This is a genomic window from Rhodoligotrophos sp. CJ14 (assembly GCF_038811545.1).
In the GTDB taxonomy this organism is placed as follows: Bacteria; Pseudomonadota; Alphaproteobacteria; order Rhizobiales; family Im1; genus Rhodoligotrophos; species Rhodoligotrophos ferricapiens.
This window is the reverse complement of sequence record NZ_CP133319.1, coordinates 393660-407939: the sequence shown is the minus strand read 5'-3', so window position 1 is coordinate 407939 and position 14280 is coordinate 393660. Positions and strand designations below refer to the sequence as shown.

Genomic DNA, 14280 nt, shown 5'->3' with positions numbered 1-14280 from the left:
GTAATCCGAATTCCCAGCTGCGCCGATGGTTCTGGCGCCGCACTACCAATAGCGCTTGATGGCGTCGGTGATGAGCTCGGCGCCGTTCTCCGTCACCAGGATCGTCTCCTCGAAATCGCCGAGATGGCCGTCACGGGTCAGGGTGCGCTCGAGGCATAGGACCATGTTGGGGACGATGGGCGTCGGCTCGTTCAGGGTGAGCCAGGGAACATCCCAGCCGAGGCCGATCCCGTGTCCCAGTCCGGAGAACACGCCCTTGATCTCGAAGCCCAGAGCACGCTGGCGGCCGAGCCCTGCCGCGGCGAGGTCGCCGGCCGTCGCGCCGGGCTTTACGGCTTCCATGCCCGCCTCGATGCAGGAGATGGCCGCCTCGAACATCTCGACCTGGGTCTTGGTCGGCTCCCCGACCGCCTTGGAGCGGGCGAGATCGAACACATAGCCGCCATACATGCCGGAAATGCCGAACCTGATCCAATCGCCGGCCTCGATCGGAGCGGAATTGCCCCAGGTCGGGAAATTCTGACGCACGATCTTCGGCTGTTCGCCGCCGCGGCCTGAGGCCATGAAGCTGTTATAGAGAATGCCGCCCTCAGGGATAAGCGTCTGCATGCCGGCCGCGACGATGTCGCCATGAGTGGCACCGGGCACGGCCGCTGCCATCATCGTGTCCATCATGCGCGAGCCCAGCCAAGAGGCATGGCGCAGCATCTCGATCTCAGCTGGGGATTTCATCGCGCGCAAGCCCGCCAGGATGTGGTCGGCATTCTCGAGCCTGAGCTCGGGCAAGGCTTTGGTGATCTTGCGGAAGAAGCTCACGGGCAGAACATCTTCGCCTACCAGACCAATTCTGGCATTGGTCAGGCCAGCGTCGCGCAAGGCTTGAATGGTCTGATCAATCACATAATCGGTGTAGAGTATCTCGCCGTCATTCAGGTGAATGGAGCCGTCATTGGGAATATCGATGACCAGCCTCGGTTTTCCGCCGCAGGGGAGCACGAGGAAGGAATGGGCCCGTCCGTTCCAGGCACCCTCGTGATCAGGCGTATAGGGAAAGGACGTGTAGAAGTTGGTCAGATACATCACATCGGCATAGCGATCGACGGTGCCGCCGCCGCGCGAACAGACCAGCAGTCCGTCCAGCCCCGCTGCCGTCGCTCGTTCGACAGCTTTGGCGCGGCGTTCCGGGAACAGCTCAGCGGGAAGAGTAGGCTTGGATTTCATGACCGGCTCCTGGGCTCGCCTCGTGCTTTGAACGGATTCACCACTCCCGCGCTTTCAGCCAGCAGACATCGTCCGCGGCGGCTCGTCCTGCGCGTGACCAATGAGACCTATTCCAAGCGAAATTGGATGGCGCCATGGAAGCACGATGGCTCGCTTGAGTAAAGCCCATTTATGGGGCAACATGTCTAATTGGAATGATTGGAATGATTGGTAAGACATAATGGTGGATAGACTGGACCGGTCGGACGTTGGCGAAATGCCGGCATTCAGCCTGTTCACGCCGGCATTGACGCGCACCGATCTGCTGACCCAGCTGCGCGCCCTGCTGCGGCAAGGGCGGCTGCGTCCCGGCGACCGATTGCCCAACGAGCGGCAGATCGCGGAGGCAAGCGGCCTGTCGCGGTCAACCGTTCGGGAGGTCCTGGGCGAGCTGGAGCGCGAAGGCATTCTCTCGCGCCATATCGGGCGGGGAACCTATATTACGCAGAAGGCCAGTCTCAGACCCCCCGAGACCGGGGAGGATGAGCCGCTTTCTCCTGGCGAGCTGATGGAGTTTCGTGCCCTGGTCGAGCCCAGCCTGGTCGAGCTCATCGTGCTGAATGCAACGGATAAGCAGCTTGTCCATCTGGTGGACTGCGCCGCGGAGGGCCGGAATGTCACGAAATGGCAAGAGGCAGAGGAGGCCGACCGCCGCTTTCATGCCTGCCTCTATGAGCTCACGAATAATCGCCTGTTTCTCCAGGTCGGGCAGCGGGTCGTCACCATGAGAGGCCAGAGCGCTTGGACGAAGCTCAAGGAGCGCAGCTACAGCCCCGAGAGATGGTCGGTCTATCAGCAGGAGCACGAACGGATCGCGCAGGCGCTCAGCCATCGGGATGCAGGGGCCGGCCGCGATCTCCTGAGAGATCATCTGTTGGGCGTGAGAAACCGGGCGCGGTCGGCGATCGGCGATCTCTGACCTCCTTGAACTCTCTCTGGCGCTGGCCGTTGATGGATTGGATAATCAATGGTCGGGCGCAGAAGCGATTCTGCTTGGGGCCGAGCTGGTCCGGGCAGATCGGTTCGGACGTGCCTGCGAGTGCGAGGGGCCAGCGGGTGCTGACTTGGCCGGAACAGCGTATTGAAGAAGCGGGGATCGCATGAGCGTCATGATCCGGGTTGCTCTGGCGCTGTGGATGCTCGTCGGGGCAAGCGTTCAGGCGGCTGATCAGCAGAAGGTGACAGTCGCCGTCGAAAGATCATCCCTCTTGGGATTTCTGCCGATCGCCATCGCCAAAACGCAGGGCTTCTTTGCGGAGCAACAGTTGGATGTCTCGATCCAAACCTTCGAGACGCAAGATGATGCACTCGCCGCGCTGCGGGAGGGCCGCGCCGATGCGGCCGGGTTGAGCTATGACCGGCTGCTGCGGTCCGCGGCGGAAGGTGCCCCGGTTGTGGCGATCATCGCGATCTCGCGCATGCCGGGATTCGTGCTCGGGGTTAGGCCGGATCTCACGAGCGCCATCAAAACCATCGCCGATCTTAGAGGACGCCGGCTTGGGATAGCAGGGCCTGGCTCTGCCTCCGCGGGATTTGCGCATTTGCTTCTGGCGCGATCCGGGCTTCGTTCAGAGGATGTTGCCTTGGTCAGCGCGGCGCGCACCGAAGATGCGGTCAGGATGCTCGCGGCGCAGGAGATCGACGGGATCATGACCAATGATCCCACGGCCACGGTGCTGTCGGCCCGGAGCAAGATGAGGACTCTCGTCGACACGCGAACGGAAGAGGGCGTGCAACAGGCCTTCGGCATCGAGGAATTGCCGGGCGCGGTCCTCACGAGCATGTCCTCCTTCGTGAGGCAGAGGCCAGAGGCTGCCCAGGGGATGGTCAAGGCCATCCACAAGGCACTCGTCTGGCTCAAGGCTGCAAGCCCCGATGACGTGGCCGATGTGGTCCCGCTCGATCAGTACGAGGATAAATCGCTCTATACGGCGGCGGTCGCGAGCACTTTGCCCAGCTTCTCGCGTGACGGCGAAGTCGACGGGCAAGGTCACGACCTGCTTTTGCGGCTGATCGTGACGGATCGTGGCCAATCCATCGCCGTCCCGCTGGACCGGGTGTTCGACCAAACCTTCCTCCAAAACGCAGCGGGCGAGGATGGTCTCGAAGGATCCGGAAGCCCTGTGCCGGTCGAGGAGGAATAGGACTGTTAGACTTCGTTTACCCTCGCCGGACTAGGTTCCTGCGTGGCCAATCAGGATTTCCGCGCGATTGCTCAGATCGCCGGATAATTTGATATTGACCGCGTAAGCCGACCTCCGTCTCAAGTCCCTCTGATCAGGTTGCCGCCATGGTGATGCTGCACCGCCTCATGCCGATCCTTGCTGTCGCCGGTTGCTTTGTTTTGGCCGACTGCACGAAGGTTGCAGCACCGCCACCGCCACAGCACCCGACCCCGATCGTTGCCAGCAACAAGAATGAACCGGTCATCTTCAATGGCCAGAAGTTCATCGTGAGCTTCGACTACAAAGGACAGGATGGCGCCTATGACGTGATGGTGCGCCGCGCATCCAAACCGCTGCGCGAGAAGGAAGATGATCTGAAAGATGCGGAGCAGGTGGCGCAATCGACCCTGACCCATTACGCCTGCCCAGGATCAAGCCGAGCGCGCAGGCTCAATCATCAGAGCTCGCTGGATAAAAAAGGGGAATGGCGCTCTCAATTCCGCTGCGGTTGAGCGGGCTTTGGGGGGCGATACGCTGCCCCTGGCTTTTCGATCGCGCTTTGCTCTCTGGATCGCAAATCGCATCGCAAATCTTCGTGTGGTCGCATGTTCATACGCGAACCGATAACCACTTGGCGCGAGCGCTCTAGTGAGATGGTGCGGGCGGCGAGATGTGCTGCTTGATCAGTTGCAGCGCCGTTTCGCGCAGATCGGTGGGTGTTTGCTGGCGGGGATTGAGAGACCAGTCCAGCCATAGGCCGTTCTGCAGGGCCGCCAGCGCGGCGGTTACACTCTTGACGTCCTGATCGGACATTCGATTGCCAACGACATCACTGAGCAAGCGCGACATCAGTCTGCGATAGCGCTGGTTGACCTCGCTATGGACCTGGCGGATGACGGCATCGGTCATCGCCACACCCCAAAGCACAAACCGAACCGTTATATATTCTTTTGACAATATGGGTGGCGTGAACCCTGCTTCGATGAAGGTGACGAGCTTTGCCCAATCATCACCTTCGGTCGCATCGACTGCATTCTTGATGTGATTGAACAGAAGGTCGGATGCATATCGATAGGTCGCGGAAATGAGCTGCTTTTTCTCACCGAAATGGTGACGAATCAGTCCCGGCGACACGCCGGCCTCGGCTGCAATAACCCGGACGCTCGTCCGGGCGTGCCCATGCTTCCCCAAACACCGGAATGTTGCTTCAATCAGTTCCTGGCGGCGGACCTGAGGGTCCTCCCGGGAATAGGACCGTCTTGTATTCTGGGCCGCTGCTCCAGCGCTCACATAGCGCATGTGCAATCTCCGGTTATGATTATTTCCAATGCACGCAACTCTAATGACGCGCGCGAAGAATGCAACCTATGGATACGTTCAGGTAGAAAATGCACGAGTTGGTTGTGTAGCGGAGCTGGTGTGTTCAGCGTCAGATTCGGAGGCGAAACAGGGGGTTGGCCGCGATGCTGCGAGCGGGATCGCTGCAACCGCCGACAAGCATCAGCGGACGGGTTTCACGCAGGCACGACGTCGATTCCGTCGCGCCGGTAATGTCCGACTCAATGGTTTTTCGAAGCGATCAAATTGTGCAGCGGCCGGCAGCTTCGTCCCAGTTCGGCCTCTCCGGCGGGCAGATACAAGCGGCCTCGTCATTGCTCCAAACACGATCGCCGGAACAGATCTGCAGGTTCGGCTTGGGTGCTTCGCCCGCCGAGGGCGTGAGCTCCGTCTCGGAGCTTTTGCCCGCCGAGGGGATACAGCTATTGGAGATCTTATCCCAGACAGGATTGTCGGGCGGACACTTGCATTGCTTGGATGCGTCGTCCCAGCGCTGGTTTCCAGGGCAGACGATTGCCGTGGGATCGGGCTTCGGCTGCGGGGCTTGTTGTGCCCCGCCCGGGGTCGGCGGGCTCTCATCGGGGGCAGCTGATGGCTCGCCGTCAGTCGTCGCCGTGGCGTCCTCGCTCTCCTCTGGCCGGACGGCGGTCCCGCTCTCCCGCTCCTGAGCCCGATCCTGTGAGGTCGCCGAGGGTGATGGTGAGGCCGTCGACGGCAGGGGTTTGCGCAGCGCCCGTTGCGGAGGCGCATAACCCGTGCAGCGGCCGTTCACAGGATCCCAAAGAGGCGCGGCCTGTGGGCAAGTGCAGCTATTGTCGGATGCTTGAAACTGGCGCCCGCCATCACACAGGCTGGCGCGGCTGACGCAGCGGCCCTTGAGCAGCAGATCCGTCGGCCCGCAGTCGGGCGCAACGGCAACGGATCCACGGCTGCGGCGCAGCGGAAGACTGGCACAATCGCGATCATCCTGAGATCTCAGATCGCCGTTGCCCCAACTGCCGAACAGGCGCCCGAGCAGGGCGTCATTGATCTGTCCATCACTGGGCTGACCTTCCTCCGCCGCGAAGGCTTGAATTGCCGAGCGGGTTCGCGCACCGGCAAGCCCGTCGACGGGGCCGGGATCAAAGCCGAGGCGGGAGAGGCTTTCCTGGACCAAGAGGTTGCGCGCGGACAGTGTGCTTCCTTGCCACAGGAGACGGGCGCAATTCTGCACCCGTGCCGCGGGCACGCGCCATGGCACGAAATCCACGCGCAAGGAGACGCTTTCGCCAGGACGCAGCTGGAGCGCCGCATGGGTGCAGACGAAGGTGGTCTCACGCCGCTCGCAAGACCAACGGCGGGGTGACCAGTCGGCGAGATCGGCAACGGCGGTGTCAACCTCCTCGGCGATGGTGAGGGGGCCGCGATAGGTGCCCGGGCCGTTATTGCTGATCACGAGGGTAAAAGGGCAGGCGTAAGTTGGCGCGCAGGCCTCAACGCCGCCGCGAACCGCGATGCTGAGATCGAAGGGGGCAGGCAAAGTAGCGGCTCCGGCTGCTGGTGCGGGCGGCGCCGGGGCCTCCTGTGCCGCGGTGTCGGGTTCGCCGGAGGGTTTCGCTGCGTTTGGGAGTTGCGGCTCTGTTTCGCGAGGGGTGATCGGATTGCCGAACTGGTCGACGAGGGCAGTATCCTTGTCCTTGCCTGCATCCGTTGCGGCTGCGTCTTGCTCCGGCGTCTCGCCGGTGGACTTGCCCTGATCCTGTTCGCCGCTGGATGGAGAAGTCTGTTCAGATGCTGCAGCCACCGCCGTTGCCGAGGCACAATGCTGGACAGCGGCGATGTCGCCCACATGCCCCGCCACGTTCGGGTCATCGAAGCGATCATCGTAATCGAGATAATAGCTCTTGAAGGGCGGGAGGTTATCGGCACGGGTCAAGGCCACCGGCAGGCCTTGGGCGCCGTGGACCACGAGTGGCCCACCACGCTGCAGCCGGTCGGCATCTCGGCTGCTTTCGCGCAGGCCATCTCCCGTCACCCACAGGGTGCCCCAGCAGCTGTCGGCATCGAGACTGCCATCGGGCTTATAGCCGGGCCCGAGGGTTAGGCCCCCCGACGCATTCTGATGAGTGGCTGGAAAGCCGATTGGGTATTCGAGCGGTTCGGGCGACCACGAGCCGTCATTGGCCCTGACATAGCGAAGGACGCGCGACTTCCGAGGCAGGGCAAAGGTGCCATAATCATAGCGCGAGCGGATCTCGCCACGCTGAGCAAGATAGAGGCGGCCCTCGCCATCAAAGGCGATGCTGGAGACGGGATAAGGCTTGGGCTCGGGCGAGAGGCCGAGTTCGCGGCGGGCATCATCGGCAAAGCCGCCGCTATCCGTGATGCCGACGGACCAGATTTCAGGTCCGGACCAGACCGCGTAATAAAGGCGCCCCTCATGATAGGCGAGGCCCCAGACCCGGCGCTCGACCGGCGTGAAGCCCCAGCTCTCGGGATCCTCGCTGTCGAAGGCGGAGGAGGTAATATCAGCCCTGCGGCCGTCATCAGCGACGGGGGAAAGGCCGGCAGCCTTGCGCCCGGTAGCGCCGTGATCGAAGCGGCCCAGCATCTTGCCGGAAATGTCGAGCGCATGGATCAGGCCCGTATCGAAATCCGACACGAAGAACTGTTGGTGATCAGCATCAAAAGCGATGTCGCCAAGACCCGGTCCGCTGTTGGGAGCGTCGCCATCACTGATATCGGCGAAGAGGGTGACTTGGCCGGTGCGCCCATCGATGCGCCAGATGCTGCCGGGACCGCCACCTTCGCCGAACTGGCCGGGCATCCAGGCGGCATCGGGCTGGCCCGTCTTGATGCGCTGCGTGTCGTTCTCGCCCTTGCCGATCAGCTGGAGGCCGAAGGCTGAACTTGCCGCTGCATAGATGTTGGGCGCCTCTGCGTCATCGAGCGCGAGACCGAACACCTGCCCGATCTTTCGGGCCGGCACCGATAGAGCAGGCGACCGTTTAATGAGCTGCGCATCCGCGGCGCCGCCGGTATTGGAGAGATCGAAGACCTTCACCGATCCGCCATCGAGATCGATCATGGTCTGGTTCAGATCAGTGCCGGAGCGGAAGAAGCCAGCGCTCTTGGCGGAAGTTCCGGAAAAGCCTGAAATGATCAGCGCGCCATCATTGCTGATCGGTTGCTTGTTCTCCTGAGCGTGGAGGGATGTAATCAGACCGGCGCCCAGGGCTGCAACAACCCCAATACCGGCCGACAGGAACCAGCTCCGCCAAAATCCCGATGGTGTCATCCGCCCAACTTCTTACCCGACCGGCCACATACCGCATCTTGCTTTGCCCACGCCTTGTTAACGACAACAAAGAAACGGCAGAAATCGGGCGGGCGCATTTACCTCATGAAGAGGCGATCTCACGCCAGCCCGGGTCGGGCGAGAAGCGCGAGCCGTGCTGATTGGCAAGCTCCTCCAGGGTGTAGATGATGCGTTCGATGCCGCGCTGGCGGGCATAGTGCATCGGCCCGCCGCGGAAGGGGGCGAAGCCCGTGCCGAAGATCACTCCGGCATCGGCGCCGTCCTCATCCTCGACCACGCCCTGTCTGAGGCAGCTCATTGTGGCATTCAGCAGCGGCAGGATCAGGCGATCCTCGAGGAAGAGGTCGGGCTTTGCATCGAGCTTGGCCTTTTGCGGCGTGCCGTCCACCCATTTGTAGAGACCCTGGCCGGTCTTGCGGCCAAGCTTTCCCTCCTCGACCCGCTTTGCGAACCAATCCGGCAGTTCCGGAATGCTCGCGGCGGCTGATCCTTTCAGGGTCTGCGCCACATGCTGGGCGACATCGAGGCCCACGGTGTCGGCAAGCTCGATCGGTCCCATGGGCATGCCAAAGTCAAGGGCTACCTGATCGATGAGCTCGGGCTTGATGCCCTCATCCATGGCAAGCAGCGCCTCGAGTATATAAGGGGCAAGGACCCGGTTGACGAGGAAGCCTGGAGAGGACTTCACCGGCAGCGGCAGCTTGTCGAGGCGGTTCACAAAAGCGAGCGTCGTCTGTTTCGCTTGCGGGTCGAGCTGATCGTGGGTCACCACCTCAACCAGCGGCATCTTGGCAACCGGGTTGAAGAAATGGATGCCGATGAAATGCTCGGGGCGAGCGAGGCTCTTGCGCAGCTCCTCCAGCCTTATGCTGGACGTGTTGGTGGCAAGGATCGCGCCGGGCTTCATGCGCGGCTCGGTTGCCGCATAGACGGCCCGCTTGATGTCGAGCTTCTCGGGTACGGCCTCGATGACGAGATCGGCCTGTCCGAGACCGATCCCCCGGGGATCGGGGATCAAGCGGTCGAGCGCATCACGACGATTGAGTCCCGAACCGCGCTTTGCGAAGAAGGCCGCAGCGCGTTTGATCGCCGGGGCGACCAGCGCATAGCTCTGATCCTGCAAGGTCACACGCAGGCCGCGCGCCACGCACCAGGCGGCGATGTCGCCGCCCATCACGCCCGCGCCGATCACATGCACATGGGCGATCGTGCCCGCGGCACCCTTGCCATAGGCCTTGAGCTTCTCGCGCAGGAAAAACACCCGGATCAGGTTCTGAGCGGTCTCGCCGGTGATCAGCCGCGCGAAGCTTTCGGTTTCCGCACCGCGCATGCTGGCAGGATTACCGCCATGCTCGCGCCAGAGGTCGATCAAAGCATAAGGGGCAGGATAATGCTTCCGCGGTGCCCGCTTTTCCGCTTCCGCCGCCATGCGCGAGGCAATCACCGCGCGCGAGGGGGCCAGCAGCATGGCACGCGCCTTGACAGGCAAGCCGCGGACGAGGCGGAGCTTGCCGTCCGCCGCCCATTGCACAGCGGCCGCGATATGCCGCTCAGGCACCACCGTGTCGACCAGGTTCAGCCGCTTGGCCCGGCGCGCATTCAGGGTGCGCCCGGTGAGCATCATGGTCATGGCTTCCACCGGATCGGCGGCGATGTCGAGGCTGCGCCAGGTGCCGGCAAGGCCCGGATGCAGACCGAGCATGATCTCGGGAAAGCCGAGGCGTGCATCATCACGGGCGATGCGGATGCGGCAGGCAAGGGCAAGCTCAAGGCCGCCGCCCAGGCAGAAGCCATGCACCACCGCGACGGTGGGGGCCGGGAACTTCGCCAGGCGATCGAGAACCGCGACGCCCCGGCTCACAAGGCTGCGCACCTCGGCTGCCACGATCATGGTGCGGAAATCGCCGATCTCGGCGCCCGCGGCAAATCCATTCGCCTTGGCTGAACGGATCACCAGCGCGCGGGGATTGCTCTTGGCCGCTTCGCTGAGGAGCGCATCGAGCTCGGTCAGGACATCGGCTGAGAGCGTGTTGGTGCTCACCCCTTCCTTGTCGAAGATCACCCAGCAGATCCGGGCATCATCGAGATACCAGCGCCAATGGCGGTATGTGGCGGCATGCTCGGGCTGCTGAGCCGCGGGCACGCCGAGGGTCAAGCGTTCGCGGGTGAGCTCCTCGAGGGCTGCGTGACGCTTGGGATCGATCATCCGCATCAGGTCTACTCCACCAGCTCGAGCAGCATGGCACCCCCAAGGCCGCCGCCGACGCATTCCGTCGCCACCCCATGGCGCGCACCCAGCCTCTGCATCACATGGGCGAGATGCAGGGTGATGCGATTGCCGCTGCTGCCGACGGGGTGGCCGATGCTGATCGCGCCGCCATCCACATTCAGGATCGAGCGATCAATCGCGCCGAACGGGCGGGGAAGGCCCAGAATATCGCGGCAGAAATCCTTGTCGCGCCAGGCCGCGAGACAGGCAAGAACCTGGGCCGCGAAGGCTTCGTTGAGTTCCCAGGCGCCGATATCATCGCGCTTGAGGTCATTGCGCTGAAGAAGGGCCGTCGCGCTCAATACCGGGCCCAAACCCATGACCGATGGATCGAGGGCCTCCCACACGCAGTCCACGATCCGCGCCATGGGCTTTAAGCCATATTTCTCGACCGCAGCCTCGGAGGCGATGATGGTCCATGAGCCGCCATCGGTGATCTGGGACGAATTTCCCGCAGTCACCCTGCCGAAGGGCGGCTCGAAGACCGGCTTGAGGCTGGCAAGCTGTTCCAGGGTATTGTCGGGCCGAACCCCGTCGTCATGATCATAGACGGTCCCATCGGGCGCGATCATCGGCTCGACTTCGCTGAGCCAGCCCTCTGCTCGCGCCTTGGCTATGCGCTGATGGCTCTCAAGGGCGTAGGCATCGGCCTGTTCGCGGCTGATGCCGAACTGATGCGCTAGGCGCTCGGCGGTCTGGCCCATATTGAGCTTCACCACCGGGTCGGTGAGGCCACGGAGAATGCCAATCGAGGGGCTGAAAAAGCCCGGGCGGAACTTACCGATCTGGGCGAGTTTGTCGCCTAAGCTCTTGGCGCTGTTCAGGCCGCCGAACCAGCGCACCGCGTCCTCCTTGTAAAGAAGGGGCGCATGGCTCAAGGCCTCGGTTCCCCCGGCAAGGATGAGGTCACCATGGCCAGCCGCAATATATTTGAAGGCGATATCGATCGACTGCATGCCCGAGGCGCAGTTGCGCTGGACCGACCAGCCCGGCACTTCCGCGCCGCAGCCGAGGCGCAACGCCGCCACCCGGCCGGGATTGACCTCATCGGGATGGACATTCACGCAGCCGAGGATGACATCGTCGAATGCATCGGACGGGAAGGGCTGCCGGGCCAGCAGCAGACGCCCTGCCTGAACGGCGAGATCAACCGGTGTGAAAGGGCCGGGACCCGTGCGTGCCTTGAGATAGGGCGTGCGTGCACCATCGACGAGATAGACGCGACGCGTGCCGGATCCAACCGGGGCGGGTGCTGTCGGCTTCGTCGTGGGGGCGGTTGCGGTTGCAAAGGCCACGGGGGCTACGGCCGATGCGGGCGCATCGCCCTGTGTCGTCGGTGCACGAGGTGCATCGCCCTCGGGCGTCACCGCGTTATCGCTGATATCCGTGGTGATGGCTGGCCTCCTATGTGAGTCCGGGCCGGATCTCGGTTCCGGCATCGATGAATTCGGCCGGGCGGTTTCTGGACGGCATGGCAGTTTCCGGTTCCTGCGGCGATGGCTCCGCCTTAGCGGCTGTGGCCTTGGCCGGGCTTGCCCTTTCGCCCGATCCCTCGTCGCGTCCCAGTCCCTTGATCTCATCAAGCGTGAAATGGTCGACCTCAAGCACCCGATGGACCAGGGCTGCAGTTTCCCGCATTTCCCGGGCCTCCTCCGGGCTGATCACCGATTTCGCGACCGCGTCATCAAGATCGCGGATGCGCGCCGCCTTGAGCTTCTGGCGCACCGGCTCGAGATGGGTGACGGCAAGGAATGCCTGTTCGATACGGCCGAGGGGTGTCTCGCTGCCGCCGATGTAGATACCATCGGTCAACCGGTCGCGGGTTGGGCCCGGCGTGATCACCAGCTCGGCCACCTCTCGGGTCAATCGGTCAGAAGCGGCTGGATGGATCGCGCCGAATGGCCGCAACATGGCCCGAAGCGACCAGGCGAAGGGGCGGTTGGGGAGATTGTCCAGCGTTTCCTTGAGTCGCTGCTCCGCTTGATGCAGCGAGGATTGCGCAGCCCAGTGAACGAGGGGCAGATCCTCGTGCGGGCGGCCATCATCGCGCCAGCGCTTCAAGATGGCGGAGGTGAAATAGAGCTCGGAGAGCACATCGCCGAGGCGGGCCGAGATCATCTCGCGCCGCTTCAGGCCGCCTCCGAGATTGACGAGGGTCGCGTCCGTCACCAGGGCGAGAGCGGCCGAAAGCTGCGCGACGGCCCGATAATAGCGCGCGGTTTCATCCTCTACCGGTGAGGGGCCGATGAGCGCAAAGCTCCAGCTGCGGGAGAGGCCACGCAGCTTGTTCTTTGCGACATGGCCGATATGGGAGAACAGCGCCTTGTCGAAATCGCGCAGGCCCTGCTCACGGTCCGGATTATGGGCGGCCGCCATCTCGCGCAGGATATAGGGATGGCAGCGGATCGAGCCTTGGCCGAAAATGATCAGCGATCGGGTGAGAATATTCGCGCCTTCCACCGTGATACCAATGGGCACGGCGCGGTATAGATTGCCGAGATAGTTATTGGGGCCATCACAGATGCCGCGGCCGCCATGGATGTCGAGAGCATCATCGACCACGCGCCTCAACGCTTCGGTCGCGTGATATTTCATGATGCCCGAAATGACCGCGGGCTTTTCACCGAGATCAAGAGCGGTGAGTGTCAGCCGGCGGCCCGCATCGATCTTATAGGTCGTCGCGGCCATGCGCGCCAAGGCTTCCTGCACGCCTTCGAAGCGTCCGACGGGCAGGTTGAATTGCTCGCGGATGCGGGCATAGGCGCCGGTTGCGCGCAGACAGATCTTCATGCCGCTGGTCGACAACGAGGGGAGCGAGATGCCTCGGCCGGCAGCCAAGGCGGCCGTCAGCATGCGCCAGCCCTGGCCGATCCGCTCAGCACCGCCGATGATGGCATCGAGCGGCAGAAACACATCGCGGCCCCAGTTCGGCCCATTGGCGAAGACCTGCATGGCGGGGTAATGGCGCCGGCCGATCTCGACACCGGGCGTGTCGGTTGGAACGAGCGCCAGGGTGATGCCGAGATCCTCGCGCTCGCCCAGCAGATGATCGGGATCGGTCAATTTGAACGCAAGCCCGAGCACGGTGCAGATCGGTCCCAGCGAGATATAGCGCTTGGCCCAATTCAAACGCATGCCGAGGACGCGCTCGCCCTTCCATTCGCCATAGGTGATAACACCAATATCGGTCATGGCGGCGGCGTCAGATCCCGCTTCGACGCTGGTCAGCCCGAAGGCCGGGATTTCGCGACCATCGGCAAGGCGCGGCAGATAATAATCCTTCTGAGCGTCGGTGCCGTAATGCGCCAGCAATTCGCCGGGCCCAAGCGAGTTCGGCACGATGACCGAAACGGCGGCGGAGGCCGAGCGCGAGGCAAGCTTCATCACGACGGCCGAATGGGCGGTTGCAGAAAATCCGAGGCCACCATAGGCCTTGGGGATGATCATCCCCAAGAACTTATGCTCTTTGATGAAATCCCAGATGTGTTGAGGCACGTCGCGTTCGACGAAACAGATCTGCCAGTCATCGATCATCGCGCAGAGTTCTTCCACGGGACCATCGAGAAAGGCCTGTTCCTCAGGGCTCAGCTTGTGCTCGGACACGGAAAGCAGCCGCTCGAAATTGGGCGAGCCGCTCATCAGCTCGGCATCCCACCAGACGGTACCGGCTTCGAGCGCTTCACGTTCCGTGTCCGACATGGGAGGGAGGATGCCTCGCACCCAGTCGAGCAGGGGGCGCGAGATTCGCTCTTGCCGAAAGGTTGGGCGCTCTGTCGCCATCTTGGGATCAGGTCCTTGCAGAATTGAGGTGGTCCCCGACGCTTACCCGCCTCGGCCGTGCCGATCCGATGATTGAACCACAAGCATTGGCAGAGGAACAATCTGCCCTATGAGGGCTTAAAATATTCCAACGCTTTTAAGGCCTCGATCGACCATTCGACCGGACGATA

The 14280-nt window shown here is 62.9% G+C and carries 9 protein-coding genes; 3 read left to right on the top strand and 6 right to left on the bottom strand.

Going from position 1 to position 14280, the window contains the following annotated elements:
• Positions 1-42: 42 nt before the first annotated feature.
• On the bottom strand, positions 43-1221 hold the full coding sequence (locus RCF49_RS01875; protein WP_342642351.1) for a M24 family metallopeptidase: 1179 nt from the start codon (positions 1219-1221) through the stop codon (positions 43-45).
• A 220-nt stretch (positions 1222-1441) separates the two neighbouring features.
• Between RCF49_RS01875 and RCF49_RS01870 the strand changes: the two genes are divergently transcribed.
• From RCF49_RS01870 to RCF49_RS01860, 3 genes are all read left to right on the top strand, one after another.
• Complete coding sequence (locus RCF49_RS01870) at positions 1442-2179, top strand: FadR/GntR family transcriptional regulator (protein WP_342642350.1); 738 nt, start codon at positions 1442-1444, stop codon at positions 2177-2179.
• 181 nt (positions 2180-2360) lie between these two features.
• The gene (locus tag RCF49_RS01865) at positions 2361-3404 is read left to right on the top strand and encodes an ABC transporter substrate-binding protein (protein ID WP_342642349.1); all 1044 of its coding nucleotides are present in this window, start codon (positions 2361-2363) and stop codon (positions 3402-3404) included.
• A gap of 146 nt (positions 3405-3550) precedes the next feature.
• Positions 3551-3937 carry a hypothetical protein gene (locus tag RCF49_RS01860; protein WP_342642348.1) on the top strand — a complete coding sequence of 129 codons (387 nt, stop codon included), beginning with the start codon at positions 3551-3553 and terminating at the stop codon, positions 3935-3937.
• Positions 3938-4070: 133 nt separating this feature from the next.
• Here the strand turns inward: RCF49_RS01860 and RCF49_RS01855 are convergent, their stop codons facing one another.
• The 5 genes from RCF49_RS01855 to RCF49_RS01835 all read right to left on the bottom strand — a co-directional run bounded on the left by RCF49_RS01855 (position 4071) and on the right by RCF49_RS01835 (position 14110).
• Positions 4071-4724: a TetR family transcriptional regulator C-terminal domain-containing protein gene (locus RCF49_RS01855; protein WP_342642347.1), complete on the bottom strand. Its 654-nt coding sequence runs from the start codon at positions 4722-4724 to the stop codon at positions 4071-4073.
• 280 nt (positions 4725-5004) lie between these two features.
• Positions 5005-8040 carry a peptidoglycan-binding protein gene (locus RCF49_RS01850; RefSeq protein WP_342642346.1) on the bottom strand — a complete coding sequence of 1012 codons (3036 nt, stop codon included), beginning with the start codon at positions 8038-8040 and terminating at the stop codon, positions 5005-5007.
• A gap of 103 nt (positions 8041-8143) precedes the next feature.
• Positions 8144-10273, bottom strand: coding sequence for a 3-hydroxyacyl-CoA dehydrogenase NAD-binding domain-containing protein (locus tag RCF49_RS01845; RefSeq protein ID WP_342642345.1), 2130 nt, complete (start codon positions 10271-10273; stop codon positions 8144-8146).
• 5 nt (positions 10274-10278) lie between these two features.
• Complete coding sequence (locus RCF49_RS01840; protein ID WP_342642344.1) at positions 10279-11769, bottom strand: acetyl-CoA C-acetyltransferase; 1491 nt, start codon at positions 11767-11769, stop codon at positions 10279-10281.
• Positions 11735-14110 carry an acyl-CoA dehydrogenase gene (locus RCF49_RS01835; RefSeq protein ID WP_342642343.1) on the bottom strand — a complete coding sequence of 792 codons (2376 nt, stop codon included), beginning with the start codon at positions 14108-14110 and terminating at the stop codon, positions 11735-11737. The genes RCF49_RS01840 and RCF49_RS01835 overlap by 35 nt, the downstream gene beginning before the upstream one ends.
• Between the last annotated feature and the right edge of the window lie 170 nt (positions 14111-14280).

Bases quoted from the DNA above. Each gene is read 5' to 3' on its own strand.
- RCF49_RS01860 (WP_342642348.1), top strand. From the start codon at position 3,551: ATGGTGATGCTGCACCGCCTCATGCCGATCCTTGCTGTCGCCGGTTGC.
- RCF49_RS01865 (WP_342642349.1), top strand. From the start codon at position 2,361: ATGAGCGTCATGATCCGGGTTGCTCTGGCGCTGTGGATGCTCGTCGGG.
- RCF49_RS01855 (WP_342642347.1), bottom strand. From the start codon at position 4,724: ATGCGCTATGTGAGCGCTGGAGCAGCGGCCCAGAATACAAGACGGTCC.
- RCF49_RS01845 (WP_342642345.1), bottom strand. From the start codon at position 10,273: ATGCGGATGATCGATCCCAAGCGTCACGCAGCCCTCGAGGAGCTCACC.
- RCF49_RS01850 (WP_342642346.1), bottom strand. From the start codon at position 8,040: ATGACACCATCGGGATTTTGGCGGAGCTGGTTCCTGTCGGCCGGTATT.
- RCF49_RS01875 (WP_342642351.1), bottom strand. From the start codon at position 1,221: ATGAAATCCAAGCCTACTCTTCCCGCTGAGCTGTTCCCGGAACGCCGC.
- RCF49_RS01840 (WP_342642344.1), bottom strand. From the start codon at position 11,769: ATGCCGGAACCGAGATCCGGCCCGGACTCACATAGGAGGCCAGCCATC.
- RCF49_RS01835 (WP_342642343.1), bottom strand. From the start codon at position 14,110: ATGGCGACAGAGCGCCCAACCTTTCGGCAAGAGCGAATCTCGCGCCCC.
- RCF49_RS01870 (WP_342642350.1), top strand. From the start codon at position 1,442: ATGGTGGATAGACTGGACCGGTCGGACGTTGGCGAAATGCCGGCATTC.